This is a genomic window from Amycolatopsis sp. NPDC104587 (assembly GCF_055583645.1).
Genome location: NZ_JBVJNO010000005.1, coordinates 541,156 through 558,814 on the forward strand (window position 1 = coordinate 541,156; position 17,659 = coordinate 558,814).

Here is a 17,659-nt window from a genome sequence, read left to right on the forward strand (position 1 = left end):
CGGCGTGGACCGGCCGCGCGGGGCCTTAATTCATTGAATGTTGAATTAAGCGGGCGCCTGGGTCATGATGGGGCGGTGAGCACCACCGACAGCACCGAGAGTACTGCGCGCCGCCGGGGCCGGCGGCCCGCCGGCCAGGACACGCGCACCGCGCTGGTCGAAGCCGCGCGGGCCGTGTTCGCCGAGAACGGCTACGACGGTGCGACCGTGCGCGCGATCGCCACCCGCGCCGGCGTCGACGCGGCGATGGTCAACCACTGGTTCGGCAGCAAGGAGGGCCTCTTCGCCCAAGCCGTGCTCAAGCTGCCGTTCGACCCGATGGAGCTGCAGAAGATCCTCCGGGACGGCCCCGACGACGAGCTCGGCGAACGGATCGTCCGCACCTTCATCACCCGCTGGGACGGCGCGGGCGGCGGGGTGTTCGTCGCGCTCATCCGCAGTGTCGCCGGCCACGAGCAGGCCGGGCACGTGCTGCGCGACTTCTTCCAGCAGTTCTTCACGTCGCTGATCGCGTCGATGGGCGCGGACGACGTGTCGCTGCGGATGAACCTCTGCGCCTCCCAGATGGTGGGCATGGGCATGATCCGGTACGTGGCGAAGTTCGAGCCGTTCGCCAGCGAGGACGTCGAGGTCCTCGTGCGGGCGGTCGCGCCGAACCTGCAGCGCTACCTCACCGGGGAGATCGGCTGACCCGCTCCCGGACCGCGCGAACCGCCACGACGGCCGGGTCGTTCTCGAGGAGCACGACCATCGTCTTGCCGCAGCCGCCGACCCAGCCCGGCCGGTTCTTCCAGCCGGCCGTCGGCGACAGGCGGAGGATCCCCGAGGTGAGGTGCAGCTCGAGCACCGTCCCGTCGCGGAATCTCGCGTGCAGCGTCCTCTCTTCCAGGTCGCTCACTTCGGCCCGCCGCCACCCGGTGCGCTCGACGGCCTGGAGCCGGCGCCGCCAGCCCGCCGCCGCCCCGATCGAGAACGGGAGGCCGAAGAGGGCGGCCAGGATCGGGACCGCGCCGGAGCCGAGCACGACCTGGTTTTCGTTCGGTTCGTCGGCGGTGCGCACGCGCGACGGGTCGGCCGGGTCGTAGCTGACGACCACCCGTTCGCCGACCTGGTAGTCGTGGTCCGAATTCCAGTGGATCGCGTCGGTCCGGTCGCCGTGGCGCACGTGGATGTACGACGCGCCCCTGGCGTGGTGGAGCACGCTGACGACCACGCCGGGCTCGTGGAGCCCGGTGGCGAGCAGGTCGTCGGCGGCCGCACCGGCCAGGGCGACGCCGGTGAACCCGGCCGCGAACACCACCGCCCAGCCCGCGACGAAGCCCATCGCGCGGCGGGAACGCCGGCGCAGGCGGGCGTTCAGGTCCGGGTGGTCACCGTCGGCGGGATCCGCCGCGGGCAGCCACCGGCCGAAGTCCGCGAAAAGCTCCCGCCGGGCCGCGAACCGCAGCCGGAAGACTCCCAGAAGGGTCAGCGCCGAAGAGCCGGCCAGAACAACCGTCTCGCCGACCAGCTCGCCGTCTTCGAAGACGTAGCCGGGTGCGACCAGCGAGTACGTCAGGCCCGCCGCGAAGACCACGAAGACGAGACCGCAGACGATGGTGACGGTCAGCCAGAGCCCTCTCATGGAGTGATTGTAGGGCCGCCGAGCTGGGCCGATGCTGCGAGAAACGGCATAGGCGGGCGAGGCAACCGGACGGGCTCCTCGCGCGTGTAAGGGATCAGGCGCGGCGCATCACCCGAATGCGCGAAAGAATGGCGGTCATCGCGGTTCGCGGACACCATTCGCACATTCGGGGAATCGACGGGATTCGTATCCTTTTCCCATGAAGCCCACGTCCTCGAGCCCGGCGGCCCGCACTCTCGCCGCTTCACTGCGCGAAGAACGCGAAGTGCGCAAAGTCGGCCTTCGTCAGCTCGCGGAGCTGCTCGGGATCATCCCGCAGCTGTTGTCGGCGTGGGAGAAGGGGCAGCGGTTGCCGAGCGTCGAGGACGTGTCGGCGATCCTCGCGCTGCTGGGGGTGACCGGTGAGCAGCGCGACCGGATCCGGACCCTGGCCCGGCACGCCCGGGAGCCCAACTGGCTCGCATCGAGCAACACCGACATTCCCTTCGCCCTCACCACCCGGCTGAACCTGGAGAGCACGGCGACCGCCATCACCACCTGGTCGCCGCTGATCGTTCCCGGACTGCTCCAGACTCCGGACTACATCCGCTCGATCATGGACCAGCTGCCGGTGACGATCGAACAAGCCGACAAACGGCTGCGGATCAGGCTGAACCGGCAGAAGATTCTCACCCGCCGGGACCCGGTGCGGTTCGGTGCCCTGATCGGCGAACAGTCGCTCCACGAGAACTTCGGCAGCCCCGGAATCATGTCCGACCAGATCGACCACCTGCTGACGATGTCCGAGCGCGCGAACATCAGCCTGCGCATCGTGCCGAACGGAATCGGTTACCACCCCGGCCTGATCGGCCCGTTCGACATCTACGAGTTCGCGGGCGAGTCACCGATCGCGTCGGTCGAACACGTTTACTCGACCGCGTTCCTCCACGAGAAATCGCAGACTGACGGCCACAAGCAGGATGCTAGGGTTTTACGCGGACTAGCTCTGAGCGAAGAGGCTTCCCGCGCCCTGCTGCGGGAGGCCGCGCGGTAACGGAGGCGATGGTGGGCTCGACCGTCTGGCGTAAGTCGTCGTACAGCGGCCCCAACGACAACTGTGTCGAGGTGGCGCTCGGGCGGGTCGTGGGCGTGCGGGACACCAAGGCGCGCTCGGCGGGTCAGCTCAGCGTTTCCGCCCGTGCCTGGGAATCCGCGCTGGCGCGGCTTCGGTCGCGCTGAGCCGGGCGTCGCGCTTCAGCCGCGACGAGAAGAGCCACGCGTACCCCAGGACGGCCAGCATGCCGCCCACCACCACTACGAACGCGCCCCACAGCACGTCGTTCGTCAGCAGCAGCACGAACGCCACGATGATCACCGCCACCGCGAGCCCGGTTGTGATCATGAAGTTCCGCAGCCGTCGGCTCACTTCGGCTTTCCCCAGCGCCATCCGCCGAGCCTAGCTCGGGATCCGGGGTTCGTGCGCCACCACCGGGACGGCGTACGGCCACGGGTCGGACTCGCCGGGCGGGAAGAGCACGACCCTGTCCCCAGCCGCTCGGTTTAGACGTCGAGGTCGAAGCGGGCCGTCGGGCGGCGGCCGCCGGGGGCGGGAGCCAGGCGTCCGGCTGCTTCGCGGGCGCCGCTTCCCATGTCTCCGGCGACCGCGGTGGTCAGGAACCGGCCCGCGCACCCCGCCCCATCCGGGCAGCGTACGCCCGGTCAGCGCGCCAGCAGGAGCGCGATGAGCGCCAGCGTTCCCGGCAGCACCTGCACGAAGAGGATGCGCTTGTTCGCCGTCGCCGCGCCGTAGAGGCCCGCGACGATCACGCACACGATGCCGTACAGCTTGAGCTGGAAGCCCGTCGGATCACTCGCGATGAGCCCCCACACGAGCGCGAGGGCCAGGAAGCCGTTGTACAGCCCCTGGTTCGCGGCCAGCGGCGCGCTCTCCTTCGCGAACTCCTCGGTGGTGCCGAAGGCCGCCCGGGCCCGCGGGGTCGTCCAGAGGAACATCTCCAGCACGACGATGTAGACGTGGATCAGGGCCACCAGCCCGACCAGGACGTCCGCGACGATCCTCACGCGTTCTCTTTCTCATCGGCCAGGAGCAGGCGCTCTTCGGTGTCGAAACAGGTGTGCGTGCCGGTGTGACAGGCCGGGCCGGTCTGGTCGACGCGCAGCAGGACCGTATCGCCGTCGCAGTCGATCCGCACTTCGCGGACGTGCTGGTAGTGCCCGGACGTCTCGCCCTTGACCCACAGCTTCTGCCGGCTGCGCGACCAGTACGTGCCGCGGCGGGTGGCCAGGGTGGCCGCCAGCGCGTCGTCGTTCATCCAAGCCATCATCAGCACGTCGGAGGTGGCGTGCTCGAGGACGACGGCGGCGATCAGGCCGTCGGCGTTGCGCTTGAGGCGCGCCGAGACGGCCGCGTCCAGGGTCATGCTTCGGCTCCCAGGATGTGCCGCTTGAGCGGCATCGAGTTCAGCAGGACGAACGCGTAGCCGTACCCGGCGAAGGACAGACCGGAGAACAGCTTGTTGAACCACAGCGCCGCGCCGAGCAGCAGGAACGCGTGCAGCAGCGCGAACACCACGGTGACGACCAGGCCGCCGATGCGGGCGCTGCCCATCTTGAGCACCAGGCCGGTCGTCACGACGCCGCCGAGGATGAGCGCGAGCGCGGGCATCCGGTAGATCGCCAGGCCCGCCCCGGCGCTCAGCACGGGGACCAGGTCGAGCAGCGCCCAGGCGACCGGCAGGCCGACCAGCAGGCCGGCGACGACCTTGACCTCGACGGGGGCTTGCCAGGACCTCATCGGACCTCGACCCCGCCTTCGCGCAGCGCGTCCTTGACGTCGCCGATCTTCAGCTGTCCGAAGTGGAACACGCTGGCCGCGAGCACGGCGTCGGCACCGGTCCGGACCGCGGGCAGGAAGTGCTCGAGCGCCCCCGCTCCCCCGCTCGCGATCACCGGGACGCGCACGGCCTTGCGGACCAGCTCGATGAGCTCGAGGTCGAAGCCGTTCTTGGTGCCGTCGGCGTCCATGGAGTTGAGGAGGATCTCGCCGACGCCGAGCTCCTCGCCGCGGGCGGCCCACTCGACGGCGTCGATACCGGTGCCGCGGCGGCCGCCGTGGGTGGTGACCTCGAAGCCGGACGCGGTCGGCTCGCCGCCCTCGGGCACGCGGCGCGCGTCGACCGACAGGACGATGCACTGGGCGCCGAACCGGCGTGAGGCCTCGTGCAGGAACTCCGGCCGGGCGATCGCGGCGGTGTTGATGCTGACCTTGTCCGCGCCCGTGCGCAGCAGCCGGTTGACGTCGTCGTTGCTGCGGACGCCGCCGCCGACGGTGAGCGGGATGAACACCTGCTCGGCGGTGCGGCGGACGACGTCGTAGGTGGTCTCGCGGTCGCCCGAGGACGCCGTGACGTCGAGGAACGTCAGCTCGTCGGCCCCTTCGGCGTCGTAACGCCGGGCCAGCTCGACCGGGTCGCCGGCGTCCCGCAGGCCGGCGAAGTTGACGCCCTTCACGACCCGGCCCGCGTCGACGTCGAGACAGGGGATCACCCGCACCGCGACAGACATGCCCACCAGCGTAGTCAAGAGCGTTCTAAGCTCGGCCAATGGCACGGGCGGGGCGGCGGCCGGGGCAGACCGACACGCGCGAGAAGATCCTCGACGCGGCGCGGCACCGGTTCGCCGAGCTGGGGTACGACGGCGCGACGGTCCGCGGGATCGCCGCCGACGCGGGCGTGAACGCGGCCCTGCTGCACCACTTCTTCGGCAGCAAGCAGCAGCTGTTCGCGGCGGCGATGAACCTGCCGGTGAACCCGGCCGAGCTGGTCCCGCTGATCCTCGCGGGCCCGCGTCCGGGCCTGGGCGAACGGCTGGTGCGGGCGTTCCTGGCGGTCTGGGCGTCGCCGGAGGGGCGGACGCCGTTCGTCGCGATGCTGCGCGCGGCGGCGACGAACGAGCAGGTCGCGCTGATGATGCGCCAGTTCATCGAGCGCGCGGTGCTGGCCGAGGTGGCCCGGGCGCTGGAGGTGCCCCGCATCCGCGTGACCGGGATCGCGGCGCAGATGATGGGCGTCGCGCTGCTGCGGTACGTGATCAAGCTGCCGCCGCTGGCCGAGGCGTCCGACGAGGAGATCGTCGTGCTGCTGGCGCCGGTCGCGCAGTACTACCTGGATCCGGATGCCGGCCCCTCGTAGGCCGGCGCGTTCACCTCGCGGCCATCCGATTCGTCTACTTTGCCGCGCGTGCGCAGACTCCTCCCGGTGGCCGTCGCCGCCGTCACCCTGCTGACCGCCGTCCCCGCCTCAGCCACCCCCCGCGACCCCTCGCCGGTGGTGCAGACCCAGACCTTCGGGGAACCCGCCGACGCCGACGACCCGGCAATTTGGGTCCACCCGCACGACCCGTCCCGCAGCATCGTGCTCGGCACGCTGAAGGAGGGCGGTCTCGCGGCGTTCGACCTCGACGCGCGGACGCTGCAGGTGGTCCCGGCCGGGCCCGGCGGGCGGTTCAACAACGTCGACGTCCTGGACGACCTGGCCGTGGTCAGCGACCGCGGCCAGGACCGGATCCGCGTCTTCCGCATCGACCCCGGCCACACGCCGGTCCTGCGGGACGTGACCGACCCGGCGGCCCCGCCCGTGTTCGGGGCCGAGCTGTCCGAGCAGCGCACCGCGTACGGCCTCGCCGCGGGCCGCGACCCGCGCACCGGCGTCCGCTGGGTGGCCGTCACGCAGCGGCACGAAACGCGCGTGGCGCTGCTGCGGCTGGTCGACCTGCCCGGCGGCAAGGTCGGCACGGCGCCGCTCGCCACGGTCGACCTGCCCGCGTCCTTCCGGCTGCCGGACGGGGGCACGTGGTCGCCGTGCGAGGAGCCGGGCGAGCGGCCGCAGCTGGAGGGGTCGGTCATCGACGGCCGGGTGCTCTACACCGCCCAGGAGGACGTCGGGATCTGGCGGATCCCCCTGTCGAGCGGCGGGTTCGGGCGGCCGGAGCTGGTCGACCGGGTGCGTTCGTACGGCGTCCCGGCCCGGTGGGACGCCGCCACCGAAGAGTGCGTGCCGTCCGGACCGGACCCGGGCTTCGGCGGCCAGTGGCTGGAGGCCGACGCGGAAGGGCTGGCGGTGGCCGGCCCGAAGCTGTTCGCGTCGAGCCAGGGCGACTCGCGGTTCGTCGTCTACGGCGGCAAGCGCACGCGTGACCTGAGGATCGTCGCCGGCCGCGGCACGGACTCGGTGGAGCACTCCGACGGCTCGGCCATCAGCACGGCCTACCTCGGCCGCCGCTTCCCGCACGGCCTCCTGGTCGTCCACGACGGCGAGCGCGGCGACACCGGCACCGGCTTCGCGTTCCTGCGGCTCGAAGACGTTCTCTGAATACATCTCACACCCGTGCATCAACCCCGCCCCCTCGCGCGTCCATGGGGTGACGAAGGGGACTGCGTGGGTTTCGAAGAGTTCGTGGCGGAGCGGCTGGACGGGCTGCTCCGCTACGCCACCGTCCTGACGAACGACCCGCACCTGGCGCAGGACATCGTCCAGGACGTGCTCCTGCGCGCCCAGCAGCGGTGGGACGGCATCGACTCCCCGCCGACCTACGTGCGGCGGATGGTCACCAACGAGTACCTGTCGTGGCGGCGGCGGGCCGTGCGGCGCGTGGTGCCGAGCAGCCACGACGTCCTCGACGCGCTCGGGCCGCCGGAAGCCGACCCCTCGGCCGCCTACGACGAGCGGGACGCCATGCTCGGCCTGCTCGCCACCCTGCCGCGCAAGCAGCGCGCGGCGGTCGTGCTGCGCTACTACGAGAGCTACTCCGACGCCGAGATCGCCGCCGTCCTGCGCTGCGGCGTCTCCACCGTGCGCAGCCAGATCTCCCGTGCGCTGGCCACGTTGCGCCAGGCCCCGCAGCCGACGGCCCTCACCACCGGAGACCACGCATGACCCGCAGCGACCACGACACCGAGACGCTGATCCGGGAAAGCCTGGACCGGCTCGCCGCCCGCGCCCCCGACGGCCACGCCGTCCGCGAAGCGCTCGCCCGCCGGACGCGACAGCGCGCGCCCGTGCGGCTCGCGCTGGTGGCCGCGGCCGTCGTCGCGCTGGTGGCCGGGGTGATCACCGGGACGCAGCTGCTCACGACACCGCCCGACCTCGACCCGGCCGCCGGACGCCCGGTGCTCGGGTACTCCCCCGGCTGGCTGCCGGACGGCTTCACCGAGCAGTACCGAGAGGGCGGCCCAGGCACTGCGCCGCAGGTCCGGCGCTGGTTCGCCGGACCGGCGGAGGTCGCGCTGTCGGCGTACTCGACCGCCGATCCCGAGTGGTCGCGGACCGCGCTGCGGATCGCGGCGCTCAAGGACCAGACGCTCGTGCACGGCCGGGTCGCCATGGTCACCGGCGACGCCGAAAGCTCCGCGCTGCTCACCTGGCTGGCCGACGACGACCACGTGCTGACCGCGCGGGTCTCGGGGGTCCCGGACGCGCGCGCGGTCGCCCAGCGGATCGCCGATGGCATCACGACGCAAGCCGTCGGCGTCCGCGGTGAGCTGCGGTTCGGCCCGCTCCCGGACGGGCTGGCCGAACGCTCGGCCGCGGTGAAGGGCACCAGCCCCGCCGACGGCTCGACCGAGCTGACGGCGGCGGCCCCGGGGCGGGCGCCCGTGCGGGTCACGGCGAGCGCGGGCTCCCCCGGTGTCAACGGCGCCGCGTCGATCGCGGTCCGCGGCGGGCAGGGGTTCTGGCTGGCGCCCGCGAACGGCCAGGCGCCGACGGTCGCCGTCCGCCTGCCGTCGGGCCGGTGGCTGACGGTCGCCGGGCCGGAGCCGCAGGCGGAGCTGGTCGCCGTCGCCGACGGCGTCCAGCTCGACCCGGCGCCCGACTACCGCTGGCTCGGGCGGCCTACCAGCTGACCGCCGGGAACCAGATGATCCCGAGCCGGCCGAGCACGCGGACGTCCCAGTAGAGCAGCGTGAACGTGCCGCCGACGAGCAGCGCGGCGCCGGTCACGGTCGCGATCCGGGCCGGCTTCGCGGCCAGCCAGCGCTGCACGCGCCCGCCCGTCGCGTGCGTCAGGATCAGGAACAGCACACCCATGATCACGATGTTGCCCAGCGACTGCAGGGCGAACGCGGCGGCGCCGTAGAAGACGTTGTGCTGCTCGGCGGCGCTGCGGAACATGATCCGGAACAGCGGGTACGGCCGGCCGATGAGGAACCCGCCGATGAGCGCGCCCATCAGGACCAGCGGCGCGGCCGGGTGGCGGCTGACGAAGCCGGCGAACGGGTTGTGCAGGATGCCGAGCGCGATCAGGCCCATGACCAGGAACACGAGCCCGACCACCCCGAAGGCGATCATGGACTGGATGCTGCGCGGGGTGAGCCCGCTGCCGGTCGCGGTGGAGAACTGCGGCATGCGCGTGCCGACCAGCGCCACGACCACGCCGTAGACGACCGACACGGTGAGCATGCCGGCGGCGATCCAGCCGAGCGGTTTGAGCGTGGTCGCGAAGCGCCGTTTCTCCCCGGCCTGGCCGCCGACCAGCGGGGCGACCGCGCCGAACGCGGCGATGTTGCAGGCGGTGAAGGAGCCCGCGAGGCCGGAGACGAACGCGAACAGCGTCCCGGCGAGCACGCCGCTGATCGGGGTCGCCTTGGCGTCGTACCCGAGCAGGCCGTTCGCGACGCTGTCGCCGATCACGGAGTCGACGAACGGCGCCGACCACAGCGCGGTCAGCGCGAAGCCGGCGAGGACGGCGACGAGCGCGACCACGGCCCGGCGCGAGGGATACGGCCCCGCGCCGAAGAAGCCGGCCTGCGGGTGTACGGGGACTTCGTGGGTGACGGCCATCAAGTCTTCCCTCCGGTGTGCGGGTAAACCCAGCCGGTCGATCGTCGCAAGAAGGAGTGTTGAAGCGCTTCTGCCGATGTGCCCCATCCGGTTGCGCCGGGTGCGTGCTTGACGCGGACTTCACCCCGGACGCAGAATTAAACACATGACTAATTCAGCGCTCGTGGTCTCCGGGCTGCGGGTCCGGCGCGGCGGCCGGCCGGTGGTGCGCGACGTGAGCTTCGAAGTGCCCCGCGGCAGCGTCACGGGGCTGCTCGGCCCGAGCGGCTGCGGCAAGACGACGCTGATGCGGGCGGTCGTCGGCGTGCAGATCGTCGAGGGCGGCGCTGTCACCGTGCTGGGCCTGCCCGCCGGCATCCCGCCGCTGCGGCGCCGGATCGGCTACGCGACGCAGAACCCGGCGATCTACGCGGACCTGACCGTCCGGGAAGCGTTGCGCTACTTCGCCGCGGTGCTGCGCGCACCGGCGTCCGATGTGGACAGAGTGATCGCCGAAGTCGGGCTGGCCGAGCACGCCGGGAAGCTCGTCGGCTCGCTGTCCGGCGGGCAGCACAACCGCGCGAACCTCGCCGTCGCGCTGCTCGGCGAGCCGGAGCTGCTGGTGCTCGACGAGCCGACCGTCGGGCTCGACCCGGTGCTGCGCGACGAGCTCTGGACGTTGTTCCGCCGGCTCGCCGACGCCGGCGCCACGCTGCTGGTGTCCAGCCACGTCATGGACGAAGCGGCGCGCTGCGACCGCCTGCTGCTCATGCGCGAAGGCGCGCTGCTGGCCGACGACGCGCCGCTCGCCCTGCGCGAGCGCACCGGCGCCGCCGACCTCGAAGGGGCGTTCCTGCACCTGGTGAGGGCCGCGTCGTGAACCCCGCGCTGACGCTCGCCACGACCCGGCGCATCCTGACGCAGCTGCGGCACGACCCGCGCACCGTCGTGATGCTGGTTCTCGTGCCGACGCTGCTGATGATCCTGCTGCGGTACGTGTTCAACTCGCCGCTGGTGTTCAGCCGGGTCGCGCCCGCGCTGCTCGGGGTGTTCCCGTTCCTGATCATGTTCCTGATCGCGTCGATCACGACGTTGCGGGAGCGCACGACGGCCACCCTCGAACGCCTGATGACCCTCCCGATCGGCCGGCTCGACCTGCTCTTCGGGTACGCGCTGGCGTTCGGCTCGATCGCCGTCGTCCAGGTGGCGCTCGCGGCGGGCGTCTCGCTGTGGTGGCTCGGCCTCGACCTCGCCGGGTCGGTGGTGATGCTGCTGCTGATCGCCGTCCTGGACGCGTTGCTGGGCATGGCGCTCGGGCTGTTCGTCAGCGCGTTCGCGCGCACCGAGTTCCAGGCCATCCAGTTCATGCCGGTGTTCGTGCTGCCGCAGATCCTGCTGTGCGGGCTCTTCGTGCCCCGCGCGGACATGGGCTGGCTGCTGCGCTGGCTGTCCGACATGATGCCGTTGTCCTACGCGGTCGAGGCGCTGACCCGCGTCACGGCGTCGTCGACGGTGGACGCGGTGATCCTGCGGAACCTGCTGGTCGTCGCGTGCTGCGCGCTGCTGGCCCTGGTGCTCGGCGCGGCGACGTTGCGGCGGCGCACGCCGTGACTACCGTGGCCGCATGGCTTCCGAAACGGACCGGCTCGCGGCCGAGCGCTACGTCGTCCTGACCACGTTCCGCCGCGACGGCCGCGCCGTGCCGACCCCGATCTGGGTGGCCGGCGAAGGCGGCGAGCTCGTCTTCAACTCGGTGCGGGACACGGGCAAGGTCAAGCGCATCCGCAACAGCGGCCGCGTCGAGGTCCAGGCGTGCGACCTGCGCGGCAAGAAGACGCACGGCGCCGTCGCGAGCGGGCAGGCGCGGCTGCTGGACCTCGACGAGACCCGGCGGATCCAGCAGGTGATCGGGCGCAAGTACGGCGTTTTCGGGCGGGTGTCGATGTTCTTCTCGAAGCTGCGCGGCCCGGCCGACCGGACGGTCGGGATCGCCGTCAAGCTGGACGGCTGAAGCCGCGGAAGCCGCGGCGCAGGTAGTTCGGCAGCGCGTTCGGGTGATCGAGGGTCGAGGTGTGCAGCCAGACGCGCCGCGCACCCGGCACCGCCCACGCGTCGGCGACGACGAGGGTGAGCGCGTACCCGCCGAGGCCTTTCCCGACGAACTCGGGCAGCAGGCCGAAGGTGGTGATCTCGACGTCCTCGTGGCGCCGCTCGAAGTCCGCGACCCCCGCGACCTCACCGCGGTACTCGATCAGCCGGTAGCAGCGGTCCGGTTCGGCGAACCAGGCTTCCCACGCCTCATCGCTTCGCGAGACGCTCGGCCACTGGTAGGGCGTGCCGATCCGGACGTGCAGCTCCCGGATGTCCGGCCCCGGCCCGGCGGCCCGCAGCGCGACGCCGTCGACGGGCGGCGCCGGGTTGAGCCGGTCGGCCGCGGTCATTTCGAGCTGGGTGACGATCTCCTCCACCGCGGCAACCTACGGGCTGAGGGTGCCGCTGTCAGCCGCTTTTCGGTCGCTTCGGCCCGCCGCGTCGTCACGCCGCCGCGCGCATCGCGGCCGCCATCGCCGCCGAGTCGTGGTCCGGTCCACAGCCCTCGACGATGACCAGGTCACCCGGGATGTGGTCGGCCCGCAACCGCAGGATCGCCTGGTAGGCAGGCGAGTCGTACCACTCGTGCGCGGCGGCGGCGCTCGGGAACTCGATGATCACGAGCGCGCCCGGCCACTCCCCTTCCTTCACCACCACCGGCGCGCCGTGCACGACGAACCGGCCGCCGAAGGGGTCGAGCGTCGCCTGGATGCGTTCGAGGTACTGGAAGACCTCCTCCGCGAGCACGGCGGGCGGGCGCAGGTGGGCGAGTCCGTAGGCAGTCATGACATTCCTTTCGCTGGCTACGAAAGAATCCTGCCGCGGGGATCGCGCAGCGTCGATTACGCCGGAGGTAATGCCGCGGCCGCGCGGAAGTCGCTCGGGGTCACCCCGCGGACCCGCTTGAAGGCCGCGCTGAAGCCGAACGCGTCGGCGTACCCGACGGCGCGGGCGGCGTCGGTGACCGTCGACGAGCCGGCCAGCAGGTCGGCCGCCAGCGTCATGCGCCAGCGCGTCAGGTACGTCAACGGCGGTTCGCCGACCAGCTCGGCGAACCGCTTGGCCAGCGTCGAGCGGGACACCCCGGCGCGCCCGGCCAGCGTCCCGACCGTCCACGGCGCCGCCGGTTCCGCGTGCAGCAGGCGCAGTGCGTGGCCGACCACCGGGTCGTGCTGGGCCGCCCACCACGCCGGCGGCTCGCCGCCGGGCCGGTCGAACCAGTCGCGCAGCGTGCAGACCAGCATCCAGTCCAGCAGCCGGTCGAGCACCACCTGCTGGCCCGGCGTGTCGACGGCGACCTCGGCGGCGAGGTGGTCGAGCACGGCGTCGCCCGTGCCGCCGCCGGGCACGCGCAGCACCACCGGCAACGCCTCCAGCAGCCGACGGCTCAGCTCGCCGCGAACCGGGTACGCGCCGACGATCAGCGTGGTCGGGCCGCCGGTGCTGTCGTGCCAGCCCAGCCGGTGCCGGGTGCCGCCCTCCTCCGGCGTCGCGCAGAACTCGCCGCACGCGACCGGCTCGGCGCGGGTGCCGGGCTCGTCGACGAACGTGAACGTCGACGGCCCGCGCACGATGATCGTGTCACCGGCCCGCAGCGGCTCGGGCGGCTCGCCCTCGGCCACGATCCAGCCCGACCCGCCGAGAACCGTGCACAGGGTCAGCGGCGCGCCGTCGACGAAGTGCAACGCCCAGGGCGGCGAGAGGGCCGAGCTGCCGAACAGCGAGCCGTGAGCCCGCACCCCGCGGATCAGGTCACTGAACGCGTCCACGTTTTCGAGGTTAGACGAACGGACAGGCGATCCGGCTTCTCACCCATGGCATCGTCCGAGCCGGCCCGGTTGAATCGGGGCATGCTCACCCCAGACGACCTCGAGTTCCTCCACCGCCCACTGCATGGCTTCCTCACGGTGGCCGGCGGCGAGCCCCGGCCGGTGTGGTTCGAAGCCACCGACGGCGGCACGATCCAGCTGTTCACGGAACCGGACGCCCTCAAGGTGCGGCGCGTGCGCCGCGACCCGCGCGCTTCGCTCGTCGTCGCCGCGCCGGTGGGCGAGCGCGAGCGCTGGGTGTCGGCGGCGGGCAGCGTCACCCTCGAACCGGACGGCGCCCACGACCTCGCGTCCCGGCTGGCGGCCCGCTACTGGGATCTCGAGGACCCGGCGCGCGCGAAGGACCTCGCCGAAATCCTCGCGACGGACCAGCTCCGGCTGGTCATCCACCCGGAGCGGGTCCGCCGCTACACGTACTAGACCTTCGCGACCGCGGCCAGCGCCTCGGGCAGCGTGAACGCTCCGGCGTACAACGCCTTCCCGACGATCGAGCCCTCGACACCGTCCGAGGCCAGGCCGGCCAGGGCGACCAGGTCGGCCACGCTGGACACCCCGCCGGAGGCGATCACCGGGGAGTCGGTGCGGGCGACGACCTCGCGCAGCAGGTCGAGGTTCGGGCCCTGCAGGGTGCCGTCCTTGCTCACGTCGGTGACGACGAACCGGGACGCGCCGTCGCGGTCCAGGCGCTCCAGGACCTCCCAGAGGTCACCGCCGTCGGAGGTCCAGCCGCGGGCCGAAAGGCGGTGGCCGGCCTCGGTGATCCGCACGTCGAGGCCGATCGCGACGCGGTCGCCGTACTCGCCGATCACCCGCGCCGTCCACTCCGGGTCCTCGAGGGCGGCGGTGCCGAGGTTGACGCGGCGGGCGCCGGTGGCCAGCGCGGCCGTCAGCGACGCGTCGTCGCGGATGCCCCCGGAGAGCTCGACCTGGACGTCGAGCTTGCCGACGACCTCGGCGAGCAGCTCGCGGTTGCTGCCCTTGCCGAACGCGGCGTCGAGGTCGACCAGGTGGATCCACTCGGCGCCGTCGCGCTGCCAGGCGAGCGCCGCGTCGAGCGGGCTGCCGTAGGAGGTCTCGGTGCCGGCCTCGCCCTGGACGAGTCGCACGGCCTGGCCATCGGCCACATCAACAGCGGGAAGCAGCGTGAAAGTCACGTGGTAACTGTAAGGCGGAGACGCCCGTCACCCGGTCAGAGGGTCGCGAGCCAGTTGCGCAGCAGCTGTGCGCCGGCGTCGCCGGACTTCTCCGGGTGGAACTGGGTGGCCCACAGCGGCCCGTTCTCGACCGCGGCGACGAAGTCCTCACCGTGGTTCGCCCAGGTCACCTTCGGCTCCTGACCGGCCAGGCCCGACTCCAGCTCCCACGTGCGGGCGGCGTAGGAGTGCACGAAGTAGAAGCGCTCTTCGGCGTTGAGACCCGCGAAGAGCTGCGAGTCCGCCGGCGCGCGCACGGTGTTCCAGCCCATGTGCGGCAGCACGTCGGCCTTCAGCCGGTCGACGGTGCCGGGCCACTCCGCCGTGCCTTCGGTCTCTTCGCCGTGCTCGACACCGCGGGAGAAGAGGATCTGCATGCCGACGCAGATGCCGAGCACCGGACGGCCGCCGGCGAGGCGCTTGCCGATGATCCGGTCGCCCTTCACCGCCAGCAGCCCCGCCATGCAGGCGGAGTAGGCGCCGACCCCGGGCACGACCAGGCCGTCGGCCTCGACCGCCGCATGCGGGTCGGCGGTGACCTCGACTTCGGCCCCGGCGCGCGCCACGGCGCGTTCGGCGGAGCGGAGGTTGCCGGAACCGTAGTCGAGGATCACCACACGAGACACGCACCCAGCGTAGCCGTCGCCCTCAGCGGCGTTCGAACGAATAGACGTCCGTCACGGTGTTGCACGGCGCGGGCGGCACGACCTCGACGCGCAGCACGCCGGCGTCGTAGTCGACGCCTTCCGGCGTGAAGGTGCCGGTGCAGGTGCTGACCAGCGGGACCTGGCTGATTTCGTGCACCTTGGCGGTGACGTCCCGGCCGTTCAGGGGCCGCGCGAGGTCGACCTGCAGCAGCTGCAGGTTCGTCGGGTAGAGGTCGTTGTTCGGGTCGGACGTCGCGCAGACCAAGCGGGTCGCGCTGACGAAGTCGCAGCCCTGGGCGCTGCGGATGTGGTGGTCGAGGTGGATCCGGGCGGCGACGGGGAGGTCACCCGCGGTCTTCGGGCCGCGCGGGTTGAGGAACGGCGTCGCGGAGACGAAGAAGCGGTCGGTCTCGCCGAGCGGGCCGGAGACCAGCCACTGGCCGTCGGGGGTGGCCGCGACCTGGGCGTTCGCGTTGGCGGCGGGCTCGTCGGCCTGCAGCGGGTGGACGAACTCCGTCGTGGTGCCGTCCGGCTTCGTGACCAGGTACATCTTCTTGGTCGGCGTCGGGGTGACGGTGTCCTGGTAGACGTCGAAGACGTACCCGCGCAGGGAGTCGGGGTCGCCGACGTGGCCCCAGCCCTCGTCCTTGAGCGGCTGCGGGATGGTCGCGCCGTTGCGGTAGACGATCTCGGGCGGCTGCCCGGGCAGCCGGAGCGTGGTGATGCCCTCGCCGCTGACCCGGTTTTCGGCGGTGGTGTGCCCGGCCTGGCGCCAGCGGGCGTCGTGGGCGGACGCGACACCGGTGGCGGTGAGCAGGGCGGCGGTGGTGAGAGCGAGCAGACTGGCCGCGCGCATGTGCGCTCCTCGGAAGTAGAGGCCATGGCGGCGGCGACGCGATTCTGCCATGGGTGGGTGACGGCGCGGAAGAATCTTGAAGAGACACGTTTCGCCGTCCCGGCAGCTGGGTATCCAGTCACTCGATCGTGTGAGGTCAGCCTCCACGACCGGACGCCAGGGAGGCGTACATGGCTGAGGACGACGTACTGTCCCAGATGTTCCACGCCTGGCGCGAAGACATCGAGAGCGTGCCGTTCCCGCAGTTCAGCGAGCTGCTGATCCCGCGCCAGCAGACCCGGCCGCGGCATTCGGCGACGGCGTCTGTCGTTCGCGTGACGAACGCCACGCGGGGAACAGACGCCTGACTGTGGTTTCCTGCGAGGGCCGCACCGACGCGTCCCCTTGGAGCCCTCATGAGCCGCACTCCGGACCCGCACGACTTCCTGGACCTCGACGCGGGGCTCGCCGAGGAGGAACGCGCCATCCGCGACGCCGTGCGCGCGTACGCGAAGGACAACCTGCTGGACGCCGTCGCCGACTGGTACGAGACGGGCGTGCTCCCGGCCGCCGAGCTCGCGAAGGGCTTCGGCTCGCTGGGGCTGCTGGGCATGCACCTGGAGGGCTACGGCTGCGCCGGCACCAGCGCGGTCGCGTACGGCATCGCGTGCCGTGAGCTCGAAGCCGTCGACTCGGGGCTGCGGAGCTTCGTCTCGGTGCAGGGTTCGCTGGCGATGTACGCGATCCACAAGTGGGGCAGCGAAGAGCAGCGCAAGGAGTGGCTGCCACGCATGGCCACCGGCGACGCGCTCGGCTGCTTCGGGCTGACCGAGCCGGACGCGGGCAGCGACCCGGGCTCGATGCGCACGCGCGCGGTGCGCGACGGGTCCGACTGGGTGCTGTCGGGCACGAAGATGTGGATCACCAACGGAACGGTCGCCGAGGTCGCGGTCGTCTGGGCCCAGACCGACGACGGCATCCGCGGGTTCGTCGTCCCGACGTCGACGCCGGGTTTCACGGCGAACGAGGTCAAGCACAAGCTGTCCCTGCGAGCTTCGCTGACGGCGGAACTGGTCCTCGACGGCGTCCGGCTGCCTGCTTCGGCGGCGTTCCCCGAGGTCAGGGGGTTGCGCGGGCCGCTGTCGTGCTTGAACGAGGCTCGCTACGGAATCCTGTTCGGCGTCGTCGGCGCGGCGCGGGCGTGTTACGAATCGGCGTTGGAGTACACGCTGGCGCGCTCGCAGTTCGGCAAGCCGCTGGCCGGGTTCCAGCTGACCCAGCGCAAGCTCGCCGACCTGCTGGTCGAGGTCAACCGCGCCGACCTGGTGGCGCTGCAGATCGGCCGGCTGAAGGACGCGGGCTCGTTGCACCACAACCACGTGAGCTTCGGGAAGCTGGCGAACGTGCGCTCGGCGCTGGAGGTCGCCCGGACCGCGCGGACCATGCTCGGCGCGAACGGGATCTCGCTGGAGTACCCGGTGATGCGGCACATGGCGAACCTCGAGACTGTGTTGACGTACGAAGGCACCGAGGAGATGCACGCGCTGTCGCTCGGCCAGGCGGTGACGGGGCTGGCAGCGTTCCGCTGATCGGTTTTTTGTCGGTGGTGGCCGGTAGCTTGCG

Annotated in this window: 26 protein-coding genes; 13 read left to right on the forward strand and 13 right to left on the reverse strand. The window is 71.9% G+C overall.

The features are described from left to right. Window positions 1–75: 75 nt before the first annotated feature. Window positions 76–690 (forward strand): TetR/AcrR family transcriptional regulator, encoded by a 615-nt coding sequence (locus tag ACZ61C_RS17980; RefSeq protein WP_465307972.1) that lies wholly within the window; start codon window positions 76–78, stop codon window positions 688–690. On the opposite strand, the gene ACZ61C_RS17985 is transcribed toward ACZ61C_RS17980, so the two are convergent. Continuing rightward, window positions 671–1,624, reverse strand: a complete 954-nt coding sequence (locus ACZ61C_RS17985; protein WP_465307974.1) for a DUF3592 domain-containing protein — start codon at window positions 1,622–1,624, stop codon at window positions 671–673. The genes ACZ61C_RS17980 and ACZ61C_RS17985 overlap by 20 nt on opposite strands. 199 nt (window positions 1,625–1,823) lie before the next feature. Between ACZ61C_RS17985 and ACZ61C_RS17990 the strand changes: the two genes are divergently transcribed. Beyond that, the gene (locus tag ACZ61C_RS17990) at window positions 1,824–2,657 is read left to right on the forward strand and encodes a helix-turn-helix domain-containing protein (protein WP_465307976.1); all 834 of its coding nucleotides are present in this window, start codon (window positions 1,824–1,826) and stop codon (window positions 2,655–2,657) included. 8 nt (window positions 2,658–2,665) lie between these two features. Then, window positions 2,666–2,842 carry a DUF397 domain-containing protein gene (locus ACZ61C_RS17995; RefSeq protein WP_465307979.1) on the forward strand — a complete coding sequence of 59 codons (177 nt, stop codon included), beginning with the start codon at window positions 2,666–2,668 and terminating at the stop codon, window positions 2,840–2,842. On the opposite strand, the gene ACZ61C_RS18000 is transcribed toward ACZ61C_RS17995, so the two are convergent. The 5 genes from ACZ61C_RS18000 to hisF all read right to left on the reverse strand — a co-directional run bounded on the left by ACZ61C_RS18000 (window position 2,787) and on the right by hisF (window position 5,188). Continuing rightward, window positions 2,787–3,050 carry a hypothetical protein gene (locus ACZ61C_RS18000; protein WP_465307981.1) on the reverse strand — a complete coding sequence of 88 codons (264 nt, stop codon included), beginning with the start codon at window positions 3,048–3,050 and terminating at the stop codon, window positions 2,787–2,789. The two genes, ACZ61C_RS17995 and ACZ61C_RS18000, sit on opposite strands and share 56 nt — an antisense overlap. Window positions 3,051–3,322: 272 nt before the next feature. Beyond that, complete coding sequence (locus ACZ61C_RS18005; RefSeq protein ID WP_395924693.1) at window positions 3,323–3,685, reverse strand: DUF1304 domain-containing protein; 363 nt, start codon at window positions 3,683–3,685, stop codon at window positions 3,323–3,325. Beyond that, window positions 3,682–4,044 carry a phosphoribosyl-AMP cyclohydrolase gene (gene hisI / locus ACZ61C_RS18010; RefSeq protein ID WP_465307983.1) on the reverse strand — a complete coding sequence of 121 codons (363 nt, stop codon included), beginning with the start codon at window positions 4,042–4,044 and terminating at the stop codon, window positions 3,682–3,684. Before hisI ends, ACZ61C_RS18005 begins: the two co-directional genes overlap by 4 nt. Then, window positions 4,041–4,418, reverse strand: a complete 378-nt coding sequence (locus ACZ61C_RS18015) for a hypothetical protein (RefSeq protein ID WP_465307985.1) — start codon at window positions 4,416–4,418, stop codon at window positions 4,041–4,043. Before ACZ61C_RS18015 ends, hisI begins: the two co-directional genes overlap by 4 nt. Then, on the reverse strand, window positions 4,415–5,188 hold the full coding sequence (gene hisF, locus ACZ61C_RS18020; protein ID WP_370972470.1) for an imidazole glycerol phosphate synthase subunit HisF: 774 nt from the start codon (window positions 5,186–5,188) through the stop codon (window positions 4,415–4,417). The genes ACZ61C_RS18015 and hisF overlap by 4 nt, the downstream gene beginning before the upstream one ends. Before the next feature lie 38 nt (window positions 5,189–5,226). Here hisF and ACZ61C_RS18025 point away from each other — a divergent pair, with 38 nt between their 5' ends. The 4 genes from ACZ61C_RS18025 to ACZ61C_RS18040 all read left to right on the forward strand — a co-directional run bounded on the left by ACZ61C_RS18025 (window position 5,227) and on the right by ACZ61C_RS18040 (window position 8,525). Then, window positions 5,227–5,814, forward strand: a complete 588-nt coding sequence (locus tag ACZ61C_RS18025) for a TetR/AcrR family transcriptional regulator (protein ID WP_465307988.1) — start codon at window positions 5,227–5,229, stop codon at window positions 5,812–5,814. Between the two features lie 66 nt (window positions 5,815–5,880). Continuing rightward, complete coding sequence (locus ACZ61C_RS18030; RefSeq protein ID WP_465308282.1) at window positions 5,881–6,993, forward strand: phytase; 1,113 nt, start codon at window positions 5,881–5,883, stop codon at window positions 6,991–6,993. A 66-nt stretch (window positions 6,994–7,059) separates the two neighbouring features. Beyond that, entirely contained in the window at window positions 7,060–7,557 is a 498-nt protein-coding gene (locus ACZ61C_RS18035; protein ID WP_465307990.1) for a SigE family RNA polymerase sigma factor, read from the forward strand. Next, a complete protein-coding gene (locus ACZ61C_RS18040) occupies window positions 7,554–8,525 on the forward strand; it encodes a hypothetical protein (RefSeq protein ID WP_465307992.1) in 972 nt (323 codons plus the stop codon). Before ACZ61C_RS18035 ends, ACZ61C_RS18040 begins: the two co-directional genes overlap by 4 nt. Here the strand turns inward: ACZ61C_RS18040 and ACZ61C_RS18045 are convergent. Then, on the reverse strand, window positions 8,515–9,462 hold the full coding sequence (locus ACZ61C_RS18045; protein WP_465307994.1) for a hypothetical protein: 948 nt from the start codon (window positions 9,460–9,462) through the stop codon (window positions 8,515–8,517). The two genes, ACZ61C_RS18040 and ACZ61C_RS18045, sit on opposite strands and share 11 nt — an antisense overlap. Before the next feature lie 145 nt (window positions 9,463–9,607). Between ACZ61C_RS18045 and ACZ61C_RS18050 the strand changes: the two genes are divergently transcribed. From ACZ61C_RS18050 to ACZ61C_RS18060, 3 genes are read left to right on the forward strand one after another with little or no spacing between them, the layout of a single operon-like run. Beyond that, window positions 9,608–10,321, forward strand: a complete 714-nt coding sequence (locus ACZ61C_RS18050; RefSeq protein ID WP_465307996.1) for an ABC transporter ATP-binding protein — start codon at window positions 9,608–9,610, stop codon at window positions 10,319–10,321. Then, complete coding sequence (locus tag ACZ61C_RS18055) at window positions 10,318–11,052, forward strand: ABC transporter permease (protein WP_465307998.1); 735 nt, start codon at window positions 10,318–10,320, stop codon at window positions 11,050–11,052. The genes ACZ61C_RS18050 and ACZ61C_RS18055 overlap by 4 nt, the downstream gene beginning before the upstream one ends. Before the next feature lie 13 nt (window positions 11,053–11,065). Next, window positions 11,066–11,452, forward strand: a complete 387-nt coding sequence (locus tag ACZ61C_RS18060; protein WP_465308000.1) for a PPOX class F420-dependent oxidoreductase — start codon at window positions 11,066–11,068, stop codon at window positions 11,450–11,452. Here the strand turns inward: ACZ61C_RS18060 and ACZ61C_RS18065 are convergent. The 3 genes from ACZ61C_RS18065 to ACZ61C_RS18075 all read right to left on the reverse strand — a co-directional run bounded on the left by ACZ61C_RS18065 (window position 11,436) and on the right by ACZ61C_RS18075 (window position 13,301). Then, window positions 11,436–11,909: a GNAT family N-acetyltransferase gene (locus ACZ61C_RS18065; protein WP_465308002.1), complete on the reverse strand. Its 474-nt coding sequence runs from the start codon at window positions 11,907–11,909 to the stop codon at window positions 11,436–11,438. The two genes, ACZ61C_RS18060 and ACZ61C_RS18065, sit on opposite strands and share 17 nt — an antisense overlap. Window positions 11,910–11,976: 67 nt before the next feature. Next, entirely contained in the window at window positions 11,977–12,318 is a 342-nt protein-coding gene (locus ACZ61C_RS18070) for a DUF1330 domain-containing protein (RefSeq protein WP_465308004.1), read from the reverse strand. A gap of 56 nt (window positions 12,319–12,374) precedes the next feature. Beyond that, on the reverse strand, window positions 12,375–13,301 hold the full coding sequence (locus ACZ61C_RS18075) for an AraC family transcriptional regulator (RefSeq protein WP_465308006.1): 927 nt from the start codon (window positions 13,299–13,301) through the stop codon (window positions 12,375–12,377). A gap of 81 nt (window positions 13,302–13,382) precedes the next feature. Between ACZ61C_RS18075 and ACZ61C_RS18080 the strand changes: the two genes are divergently transcribed. Further along, window positions 13,383–13,781 carry a pyridoxamine 5'-phosphate oxidase family protein gene (locus tag ACZ61C_RS18080; RefSeq protein WP_465308008.1) on the forward strand — a complete coding sequence of 133 codons (399 nt, stop codon included), beginning with the start codon at window positions 13,383–13,385 and terminating at the stop codon, window positions 13,779–13,781. Here the strand turns inward: ACZ61C_RS18080 and priA are convergent. Genes priA through ACZ61C_RS18095 form a run of 3 tightly spaced genes read right to left on the reverse strand, consistent with a single transcriptional unit; the run spans window position 13,778 to window position 16,057 of the window. Continuing rightward, window positions 13,778–14,515, reverse strand: coding sequence for a bifunctional 1-(5-phosphoribosyl)-5-((5-phosphoribosylamino)methylideneamino)imidazole-4-carboxamide isomerase/phosphoribosylanthranilate isomerase PriA (gene priA / locus ACZ61C_RS18085; RefSeq protein WP_465308010.1), 738 nt, complete (start codon window positions 14,513–14,515; stop codon window positions 13,778–13,780). The two genes, ACZ61C_RS18080 and priA, sit on opposite strands and share 4 nt — an antisense overlap. 35 nt (window positions 14,516–14,550) lie before the next feature. Then, window positions 14,551–15,171 (reverse strand): imidazole glycerol phosphate synthase subunit HisH, encoded by a 621-nt coding sequence (gene hisH, locus ACZ61C_RS18090; RefSeq protein ID WP_465308284.1) that lies wholly within the window; start codon window positions 15,169–15,171, stop codon window positions 14,551–14,553. A 31-nt stretch (window positions 15,172–15,202) separates the two neighbouring features. Continuing rightward, entirely contained in the window at window positions 15,203–16,057 is an 855-nt protein-coding gene (locus tag ACZ61C_RS18095; RefSeq protein WP_465308012.1) for a hypothetical protein, read from the reverse strand. A gap of 170 nt (window positions 16,058–16,227) precedes the next feature. Between ACZ61C_RS18095 and ACZ61C_RS18100 the strand changes: the two genes are divergently transcribed. Together ACZ61C_RS18100 and ACZ61C_RS18105 are read left to right on the forward strand one after the other, a co-directional pair. Then, the gene (locus ACZ61C_RS18100) at window positions 16,228–16,404 is read left to right on the forward strand and encodes a hypothetical protein (RefSeq protein WP_465308014.1); all 177 of its coding nucleotides are present in this window, start codon (window positions 16,228–16,230) and stop codon (window positions 16,402–16,404) included. A gap of 48 nt (window positions 16,405–16,452) precedes the next feature. Then, window positions 16,453–17,625, forward strand: a complete 1,173-nt coding sequence (locus ACZ61C_RS18105) for an acyl-CoA dehydrogenase family protein (protein WP_465308016.1) — start codon at window positions 16,453–16,455, stop codon at window positions 17,623–17,625. Window positions 17,626–17,659 lie beyond the last annotated feature (34 nt).